General features: G+C 42.9%; 4 protein-coding genes and 2 rRNA genes (1 of these 6 cut by a window edge). 2 read left to right on the top strand and 4 right to left on the bottom strand.

All coding sequences use genetic code 11. The annotated features are described in order from the left end of the window. Both ACZ5WS_RS02830 and rrf read left to right on the top strand, forming a co-directional pair. Window positions 1-2,342 (top strand): 23S ribosomal RNA (locus ACZ5WS_RS02830) (it extends 543 nt beyond the left edge of the window). A gap of 136 nt (window positions 2,343-2,478) precedes the next feature. Then, a 5S ribosomal RNA gene (gene rrf, locus ACZ5WS_RS02825) occupies window positions 2,479-2,593 on the top strand. Window positions 2,594-2,839: 246 nt separating this feature from the next. On the opposite strand, the gene ACZ5WS_RS02820 is transcribed toward rrf, so the two are convergent. The 4 genes from ACZ5WS_RS02820 to uvrD are packed head-to-tail and all read right to left on the bottom strand — an operon-like array spanning window position 2,840 to window position 9,080. Next, window positions 2,840-3,697 (bottom strand): chemotaxis protein, encoded by an 858-nt coding sequence (locus ACZ5WS_RS02820; protein WP_464710550.1) that lies wholly within the window; start codon window positions 3,695-3,697, stop codon window positions 2,840-2,842. Window positions 3,698-3,753: 56 nt separating this feature from the next. Then, the gene (locus tag ACZ5WS_RS02815) at window positions 3,754-4,878 is read right to left on the bottom strand and encodes an ABC transporter substrate-binding protein (RefSeq protein WP_464710548.1); all 1,125 of its coding nucleotides are present in this window, start codon (window positions 4,876-4,878) and stop codon (window positions 3,754-3,756) included. Further along, on the bottom strand, window positions 4,847-6,937 hold the full coding sequence (locus ACZ5WS_RS02810; RefSeq protein WP_464710546.1) for a tRNA(Met) cytidine acetyltransferase TmcA domain-containing protein: 2,091 nt from the start codon (window positions 6,935-6,937) through the stop codon (window positions 4,847-4,849). Before ACZ5WS_RS02810 ends, ACZ5WS_RS02815 begins: the two co-directional genes overlap by 32 nt. Next, on the bottom strand, window positions 6,915-9,080 hold the full coding sequence (gene uvrD, locus ACZ5WS_RS02805; protein WP_464710545.1) for a DNA helicase II: 2,166 nt from the start codon (window positions 9,078-9,080) through the stop codon (window positions 6,915-6,917). The genes ACZ5WS_RS02810 and uvrD overlap by 23 nt, the downstream gene beginning before the upstream one ends. Between the last annotated feature and the right edge of the window lie 180 nt (window positions 9,081-9,260).

Below are 9,260 nucleotides of genomic sequence, written 5' to 3'. Positions count from 1 at the left end.
CGTACCTTTTGTATAATGGGTCAGCGACTTATATTTTGTAGCGAGGTTAACCGATTAGGGTAGCCGTAGGGAAACCGAGTCTTAACTGGGCGAATAGTTGCAAGGTATAGACCCGAAACCCGGTGATCTAGCCATGGGCAGGTTGAAGATTGAGTAACATCAATTGGAGGACCGAACCCACTAACGTTGAAAAGTTAGGGGATGACCTGTGGTTAGGAGTGAAAGGCTAATCAAACCGGGAGATAGCTGGTTCTCCCCGAAATCTATTTAGGTAGAGCCTCGGACGAATACTTACGGGGGTAGAGCACTGTTAAGGCTAGGGGGTCATCCCGACTTACCAACCCTTTGCAAACTCCGAATACCGTAAAGTAATATCCGGGAGACACACGGCGGGTGCTAACGTCCGTCGTGAAGAGGGAAACAACCCAGACCGCCAGCTAAGGTCCCAAAGTCATAGTTAAGTGGGAAACGATGTGGAAAGGCCCAGACAGCCAGGAGGTTGGCTTAGAAGCAGCCATCCTTTAAAGAAAGCGTAATAGCTCACTGGTCGAGTCGGTCTGCGCGGAAGATGTAACGGGGCTAAACTATGCACCGAAGCTGCGGATTCAGAATTTATTCTGAGTGGTAGGGGAGCGTTCTGTAAGCGGTTGAAGGTGTACCGGGAGGTATGCTGGACGTATCAGAAGTGCGAATGCTGACATGAGTAACGATAATGCGGGTGAAAAACCCGCACGCCGGAAGACCAAGGGTTCCTATCCCATGTTAATCAGGGTAGGGTAAGTCGACCCCTAAGGCGAGGCCGAAAGGCGTAGTCGATGGGAAACGGATTAATATTTCCGTACTTGGTATAATTGCGATGGGGGGACGGAGCAGGCTAAGCAAGCATGGCGATGGTAGTCCATGTGAAAGTGTGTAGGCTAGTGACTTAGGTAAATCCGGGTTACTGTTAGGCTGAGACACGAGACGAGTCACCACGGTGATGAAGTTGCTGATGCCATACTTCCAGGAAAAGCCTCTAAGCTTCAGATTATACCGAATCGTACCCCAAACCGACACAGGTGGTCAGGTAGAGAATACTAAGGCGCTTGAGAGAACTCGGGTGAAGGAACTAGGCAAAATCGTACCGTAACTTCGGGAGAAGGTACGCTCCGATTGGTGATGAGACTTGCTCTCTAAGCTGATTGGAGCCGCAGTGACCAGGTGGCTGGGACTGTTTATTAAAAACACAGCACTGTGCAAAATCGCAAGATGACGTATACGGTGTGACACCTGCCCGGTGCCGGAAGGTTAATTGATGGGGTTATCTTCGGAGAAGCTCTTGATCGAAGCCCCGGTAAACGGCGGCCGTAACTATAACGGTCCTAAGGTAGCGAAATTCCTTGTCGGGTAAGTTCCGACCTGCACGAATGGTGTAACCATGGCCACGCTGTCTCCACCCGAGACTCAGTGAAATTGAAATCGCAGTGAAGATGCTGTGTACCCGCGGCTAGACGGAAAGACCCCGTGAACCTTTACTACAGCTTGGCACTGAACATTGAACCTACATGTGTAGGATAGGTGGGAGACTTTGAAGCAGAGACGCTAGTTTTTGTGGAGTCGTCCTTGAAATACCACCCTTGTAGTTTTGATGTTCTAACGTTGGCCCCTGAATCGGGGTTACGGACAGTGCCTGGTGGGTAGTTTGACTGGGGCGGTCTCCTCCCAAAGAGTAACGGAGGAGCACGAAGGTTGGCTAAGTACGGTCGGACATCGTACGGTTAGTGTAATGGTAGAAGCCAGCTTAACTGCGAGACAGACACGTCGAGCAGGTACGAAAGTAGGTCATAGTGATCCGGTGGTTCTGAATGGAAGGGCCATCGCTCAACGGATAAAAGGTACTCCGGGGATAACAGGCTGATACCGCCCAAGAGTTCATATCGACGGCGGTGTTTGGCACCTCGATGTCGGCTCATCACATCCTGGGGCTGAAGTCGGTCCCAAGGGTATGGCTGTTCGCCATTTAAAGTGGTACGCGAGCTGGGTTTAGAACGTCGTGAGACAGTTCGGTCCCTATCTGCCGTGGGCGTTTGAGAATTGAGAGGGGTTGCTCCTAGTACGAGAGGACCGGAGTGAACGAACCGCTGGTGTTCGGGTTGTCATGCCAATGGCATTGCCCGGTAGCTACGTTCGGAACTGATAAGCGCTGAAAGCATCTAAGCGCGAAGCAGGCCTCGAGATGAGTTCTCACTAGACTTTTAAAGTCTCTGAAGGGCCGTTGAAGACTACAACGTTGATAGGCAAGATGTGGAAGTGGTGTGAGCCATTAAGCTAACTTGTACTAATTACCCGTGAGGCTTAACCATACAACGCCAAACGCGTTTTATGTGATAGTGAAACAAGCGAAGAAGTTAATAGACTAAAGTAGATTACTGAAAACTTTATTATCAGAAATTCCAAATTTTAGTTAGTGCGTAGTAATACGGACTGACACCAAATTTGCTTGGTGACAATAGCGTTTTGGACCCACCTGACCCCATGCCGAACTCAGTAGTGAAACGAAACAGCGCCGATGATAGTGTAGCATTTGTTATGTGAAAGTAGGTCATTACCAGGCTCCAAATAAGAGAAAGCCCGATTCGAAAGAGTCGGGCTTTTTTACGTCTGCAGAAAAGTAAAAAGCACACACTCACCCAGCACTATCGCGTAGGTTGGGCGAGCGAAGGGACTCCCGACGCATAGAGAGTATCCCATTTGTTATGTGGCTTTCCATCGCTGTGGACACTACGACATTACCATGCTTCAAATTGTAGAAAGCCCGACTCAAAAGAGTCGGGCTTTTACGGGTGTAAAGGAAGCATTCTTAAAACAGTCCATAGGCTTCAGTTTCTTGCTCTTGAGCGCTACTAGTTGGTTCAAGCTCTTTGGGCTTAAATATTGCGCTAGGATCAATAAGTACACTATGTTTATCAGCAAGCTTAATTAGACCATACATCATGTTTCTTGTTTGGGGGTCAATATCAAAACCAACTTCAGTGAGCTTATCTAGTGGTTTAATATCCTCTTTTTTATATTCAATATTATCTTCCACTTTATCAACTAACAGGCCTATATGAGGGTTCAACCCATCTTTAGTAGTAAAAACAATAATAGGTTTATAATCTAAAGTGATTTGCTCTATTGCCGAGTCAAATAAACGCTCTAGGTGAATAAGTTCATGCCTTCTTATAATCTCAAGTTGAGTACCGACTTGTTTATTGTTGCCTTGTTTATATGCATCTATCGCACTGGTCAATTTGTTTAGGAGCGATTTAAACGGGTTATCAAAGCGTGACATGGTATTTTTTAATTCATCATTATCCGTTTTAAACTCTGTATAAAACTGTTCAAAATCAGTAAGCTCATACTGATTTGTTTTTAACGAGCTTTGCGAAACGAGTAGTTCTTGCTCTAATTTATTAAACCAAGCAATTAGTTGTTTTTGCCAAGATTTAAGTTGCTTTAAAGCATCTAAATTACTGCGCTCAGTAGAAACTCCATTTAAAATGATTCCAAGATCAAATACAGGGGTTGGGATCCCCATATAATCTTTAACGCCCAAAAAGCTTTTATTGTCGTTAGGTAACACCGTGAGGTTATTATTAAATTGTTCCGTTAATAAGATATCAAGAATCTTAAGTGAAATGGTTTTATAACCCACTTTAAAGTTAATTAAGTCCATAGTTTCCTCACATACTTAGTTTGTATATTAAGGATAGAACAATATTTGGAAGGTACTTATTTATTCACATAATAAGAGCGATATACATTACGCTTATTTTTATTTTTTGTATCAATAAAAAACTTTTTGATTATTTTATCATTTATTAACAGTGAATTAAGCTCATTCATTAGGCACGAGTGTTTAAGTGGTAATTTGCAGCTTGCCGCTGCCTTGCTAAATGCCATGGCATTAATATAACCTTCAAAATGAAGACGATTGGGTTTTGTAATCTTGCTTGCTTGCATATCAGCTAAAAACTCATTGCAAAAATCATCGCTACAAGTGAGTGGATTGGGAACAATTTCAGTAACCATAATATGAGAGGGAGAAGTTACTTCATCAAATAAGTCAAAGCTAGGTACAAAAGAGACACTAGTATAGTCTGGGGTAAAGTTCTTCGCATATGCACTATTTATAAACTCACCAAGTGGCGCATAGGTACCAACTAAACAGATAGCTGTCACCCCGCTGGCTTGTAATGCATTAAGCGCTGATGCTACATCATGACTATTACGTTGGTAACGCGCGACTTTTATAGGCGAAAGTTGATATTTTGTTAGCTCTTTTCTTAGCCCTGATTCGACGTACAAGCCAAACTCATCTGCTTGAATAAATAGCCCTATCTTTGTATGTTTACGCTCCTCTACTAAGTATTTAATTTGCTCTGCGGCTTCGTCATTATAGCTGGCTCTTAGATTAAATATGTTAGCGCGTGATTTATCATGTAGGAAGCTCGCCCCGCTAAAAGGCATTATGAACGGGGTTTGTGACTGCTCTAGTAAAGGTATAATAGCGTGGCTAGTTGGGGTGCCCATAGCACCAAACAGTGCATCGACTTTGTCGGTATAAATAAAAGTACGGGTATTATTAACGGTTTGCTTTGGTTCGTAGTTATCGTCAGCAACTAGAAGTTGTATCTGAGCACCGTTTATACCACCAGCATTATTAACCTTGTTAAAGTAAATGCTACTGCCTTTATGCAACTGTAGGCCAATATTTTGAGCCGGTCCGCTAAGCGCTGTAGACATACCAAGTTTAATAACTTTGCTATTATCTTGCTCTGCATAGGCTATAGGCTGCCCTAAGGCTAATGCGACAGAGGCAATGCTAAGGTGTATTATTATGCGAAGTGCGCTCATACCAGTTATCTACAGCCTTTTTTAATAATATATTAAATGACTTGGTGCCATTCAAACCTAGCTCAGTTTGGATATTTTTAGGTGTCCAATTTTGTAATACTAGCCTAATAAAAATAGATTGGAAATTATCCTCATCATTTGGCAAGCTAAGAGGAGATGCCCAAAAACTCCTCCATAGTAAAGGTTTAATATTAAAGAGCTGATAGTCACTTGTTAACATAGACTTTAATCTTGATTGATCGGCTATGCTGATGGTATGGGTATTAAAGCGTGAAACAATTTTTGCTACCAGTTTATAATCTAGCTGACTAAAATGGCTGAGCAATTGCAAAGGAAAATCAGCTTCGAACTGGGCTGTTAATTGCTCTAGTAGTTGGTCATTTTTAGTTAAGCTTTTAATAACCAATGCGCTATGTTCGCCGGTTGCCTTATCTTTTTGAAAACCCAGCTTTACCAAATTAAAGTCATTATTTTGCCAAAAACTAAGTAATTGCGCATTAGCCCCAAAGCTAGCACCAAACCAATCACATTCGTTTTGTAATTGCTGTTCACTGTAATGAAGTAATTGTGTTCCTAGGTGCTTGTTGTGCTGTTCTGGGTCAATAGCAATTCGTACCACGCGAGCGCAGTGTTGTTTTAATACCTCAGGTTTAAAGCTTAATTGTGCAAGGCTTTGAGCCATTAAGTGCCCTTGAGGGCGGCGCTTACCTTGCACTACTTCATTACTCAACGATGTAGTAAAGCCACCTTCTATCGCTACTAAACACACACCAAGAATATTATCACCTTGTTGACAAACAAATAGGCGTTGCCCAGCGGCATCTAGTAAGTGACGTAAGTCATTCACACTGGTTTGATAATGTGCCAGTGTTAGTAAGCCAACAACTTGATGAAGCAGTGGTTCGTCGTTAGTAAGTTGATTTGCTTGCAGATGCTTAAATTGTAGGGGAGCAGTATTCAAACTAGCGCTGTGATGTTCTGCATCCAAAGCTAAGAGTGTACGAAGGTGCAGCTCTAAAGGATCGTGCTTTGCAAAACGGATTGGCTGCTCAAGACTGATGCTACGCATGTTTTTAAAATGCGTTTTGAGGTAACGAGTAAACTTTAAAATATAACCGCGACCATTACCTTCATAGCCAATCATAGTGCTTGAAAAGACCACGCGAGGATAAAGGTGAAGAATTTTTATGAGAATTGGAACAGGGATTGCTGCTGCTTCATCAATTAATAGCAAATCGCACTGCGGTTGTTCGTTCAGTAGTTGATCAGGCGCCACATAGTGCATGTTTGCAATGTGTTTATCGCCAGCTCGATAATCTATATCAAGCTCACTCGCTAAGTGCTTAAAACTACTGTGCAAAGCACGAAATTGCATAGAGCAAATAAGTATGTTTTTATCGCTGAGTTTACTTGCTGCAATACCTAATGCGGCTGATTTTCCTCTTCCCCGATCTGCATTAATTAATAATGGTCGATTTGCTCGTCCGTTTGCTGTTTTTATTATTAATTCAATACACTGTTGTTGCTCGGTAAAGTCAATTTCACCAGTTGATAGATTCGTATCGGTAATACACTGCCAACCATTTTGCTGGCTAAAATGCAGTAAAGTAGTTTTGCTTAGTAAGTGAGCTAAGCGTTGGTTAAAAAAGCTGTAAGGGTGCATTTGCCCAAAAGATTGAAATAAGGGAAGGGCGTCATCACACCAGTGTTCAAGTTCTTTAAGTTCGGGTAGCAATATAATTAAAAAACCACCTGCTTGCACAACGCCACTAAGCGCAGCTAGTTTATCTGGCACCAGTCCACTGTAGCCGTCATAAACAGCATGGGCGCACTCTTGCCCTAAAATTTGGTGGGTATGCTCTGGCCAATGTGCATTAATTAAATGAGTGCTTTTTGACAGTACAAAAGAAGGGTGCTGCAAATGAGCAAGCAGCTGAGTACATTGCTCATAACACCAGTTTTTATCGCCTGTAAGCAGCAGTAACTGGCGATGTTTCGCATTCGCAAGTTGTTGCTGTACACGCTCTACAACGCGGTTAAACGGCTTGTAATCTTGCATAAGCTGTTACTAACCACTTACTGCCTAAGTCGTCAAAGTTAACTTGTACGCGAGATTGTGCGCCACTGCCTTCGTAATTGAGTACGGTGCCAATGCCAAACTTTGCATGCAGCACGCGTTGACCTAAGTTAAATCCGCTTTCTTCAAATGCAGCATGGCTAACCGATGCGCTAAAGCGACCGGCTGTAGGCGGGCGAGATACTTGTGTTTTAATGCGAATTTCTTCTACGCAGTCTTCGGGTATTTCACGTAAAAAGCGCGATGGGCTGTGATATTTCTCTTGGCCATATAAGCGGCGGCTTTCGGCATGGCTTATATACAGCTTATCCATAGCACGGGTCATACCCACGTAACAAAGGCGGCGCTCTTCTTCTAAACGGCCGGTTTCTTCATTACTTTGCTGAGATGGAAACATACCTTCTTCAACACCGACCATAAACACTAAAGGAAACTCCAAGCCTTTAGCTGAGTGAAGCGTCATCATTTGTACAGCATCTTCATGTTCATCGGCTTGACCTTCGCCAGACTCAAGTGAGGTGTAAGCTAAAAAGCCTTGTAGTGGCGAGCTAAACTCTTCTTCTTCAGGGAGTTCATACTGATCGCAGGCACTAATTAATTCTTCTAAGTTTTCTACTCGAGCGCGGCCTTTCTCGCCTTTTTCAGCCTGATACATAGCCATTAACCCTGAGGTTTGAATTGCGTATTTAGCTTGCTCATGCAACGTTAAGTCACTAATTTTATCTTCAATATGCTCAATAAGTTCGACAAACTTGGCAACCGCTCCTGATGCACGACCCGATAAATGCTGTTGTTCTACAATGGCTTTAGCAGCATACCAAAGCGGCAAAGATTCAGCGCGAGCGCAGTCACGAATATGGCTTAATGTTTTGTCACCAATGCCTCGGGCTGGGGTATTAATTACACGCTCAAATGCGGCATCATCTTGGCGGTTACCCACTAAGCGTAAGTATGAGAGGGCATCTTTAATTTCTTGACGTTCGAAGAATCGCATACCACCATAAATTCGGTATTTTAAACCTTCTTGTAGCATCGCTTCTTCAAGTACCCGCGATTGCGCATTACTACGATACAAAATAGCCGCATCCTGTAGCGCATTTCCGGCATTTAGCCAGCTGCGTAATTTGCTACTCACAAAGCGCGCTTCATCTAGCTCGTTAAAGGCAGCATAAATAGAAATTGGTTCGCCGTCGTTACCGTCAGTCCACAAGCTTTTACCCATACGCTCGGAGTTATTTTGTATAAGCGCATTAGACGCTTTAAGAATAGTGGCAGTCGAGCGATAGTTTTGCTCAAGGCGAATCGTCTCTGCATCAAAGTCTGTTAAAAAGCGTTTGATATTTTCAATTTTAGCGCCACGCCAACCGTAAATACTTTGGTCATCATCACCTACAATCATAATACTACTAGTGTCGCCCGCAAGTAATTTTAGCCATGCATATTGAATAGTATTGGTATCTTGAAACTCGTCTACTAGCATGTGTGCGAAGCGCTGCTGATAATGACGAAGCAGGGTTGGGTTGTTTTTAAGAACCTCATAACTACGTAGTAATATTTCAGCAAAATCAACTAGGCCCGCTCTATCACAAGCTTCTTGATAGGCTGCGTAAACGCGCAGCATCATTTGCTCGTTAATATCGTATGCCTGAATATCTTTAGGGCGCAGAGCTTCGTCTTTTTTAGCGCTTATGTACCAACCAAACTGTTTGGCTGGCCATTTTTTATCATCAATATTCATCGATTTTAACAAGCGCTTGATCATGCGAAGCTGATCGTCTGAGTCTAAAATTTGAAAGGCTTCAGGTAAATTTGCTTCACGGTGATGCGCCCGTAAAATTCGGTGCGATAAACCATGGAAAGTACCAATCCACATGCCACCAACAGGGGCTTTTAGAGTTTCTTCAACTCTTGAGCGCATCTCTTTAGCGGCTTTATTGGTAAAGGTTACCGCAAAAATACTGTAGGCAGAGGCTTGCTCTACTTGCATTAACCAGGCAATACGATGAACCAATACTCGAGTTTTACCTGAACCTGCTCCTGCTAATACCAGCATGTTTTGTAATGGCGCTGCAACGGCATCGCGTTGTTTATCATTTAAGCCATCGAGTAATTCTGAAACGTCCATCGTTACGCCTTTTTAATCAATAATGAGAGCAGTATAACAGGTGTTTTTGTTAGGCTAAATAAAATACTGTTTTTATAAACAGCTATTTATAAAATAGGTATTTAAGTTGTTGAATAGTGAACAGTATAAACTGAGCAAGTAACTAAAATAGCTATTTAAAATTGCTAATTTGACTTATTT

This window comes from Pseudoalteromonas sp. 11L1, from assembly GCF_055397545.1.
The sequence above is the reverse complement of the archived record's forward strand: the minus strand, read 5'-3'. Positions and strand labels throughout refer to the sequence as shown.